Here is a 1,003-nt window from a genome sequence, read left to right on the forward strand (position 1 = left end):
GCCACGCGCCGAGCGTCTGCGCGAGACGGCCGGCGAGCGCGCCCGCGCGGAACACGCCGCCGTTGAGCAGCAGCGTGTCGGGCAGCGGGCCTTCGGCATGACGATTCAGGAACGCGGCGACGTGCCGCGTGACGGCCGCATCGCTCGCATAGGGCAGCCCGAATTCGACGATCGCGGCACGCGCACGGCGCGGCAACTCGCCGGCTTCGACCTGCGGGAAGAAACCTTCGACGACGATCTGCTCGACTTCCTGCCGCGTCAGCTCGGCCGAACGCGCACCGCCGACGAGCCTGCTGCCCGCGCCGAGCAGCGTGACGTTGACGGATTCGGGGGCGTCGTCGCCGAGCAGCTGCTCCTTCGCGGCGCGGCAACGTTCGACGAGCTGCGACAGGCTCGCGGCGGACAGCCGCGTGCCGGGCTCGGTCAGCCGCGATTCGACCAGACGCGCGAGCGCGAGGTCCATGTTGTCGCCGCCGAGCATCAGGTGATTGCCGACGCCAACGCGCGTGAAAGTCGGCTCGCCGTCGTCGCCGGGTGCGACATCGACGAGCGTGAGGTCGGTCGTGCCGCCGCCGACGTCGCAGATCAGCACGCGCCGCGCGGCGGCGAACGTGTCGCGCAACGTGTCGCGCTGGCCGTACAGCCAGTCGTAGAACGCGGCCTGCGGTTCCTCCAGCAGCCGCAGCGCGGGCAGCTTCGCACGCCGCGCGGCCTCGACCGTCAGTGCGCGCGCGCCGTCGTCGAACGACGCGGGCACCGTCAGGATCACGTCCTGCTTCGCCAACGGCGCATCGGGAAAACGGGCGTCCCACGCGTCGCGCACGTGCGCGAGATAGCTCGCGCTCGCATCGACCGGCGACACCTTGTCGACGCCGTCGGCCGCGCCCCACGGCAGGATCGCCGCGAGCCGGTCGACCGACGCGTGCGACAGCCAGCTCTTCGCGCTCGTCACCAGCCGGCCCGGCACCTGCGCGCCGAGCGTGCGCGCGTAGCGGCCGATCAC

1 protein-coding gene is annotated in these 1,003 nt (G+C 72.7%); it reads right to left on the reverse strand.

What is annotated here, in order from left to right; all coding sequences use genetic code 11:
* Positions 1-1,003: Hsp70 family protein (locus tag G3N93_RS40840; protein WP_206135616.1), on the reverse strand; the 1,003-nt coding region annotated here is incomplete at both ends.

This window comes from Burkholderia sp. Se-20378 (genome assembly GCF_017104665.1).
Taxonomy (GTDB): Bacteria; Pseudomonadota; Gammaproteobacteria; order Burkholderiales; family Burkholderiaceae; genus Burkholderia; species Burkholderia lata.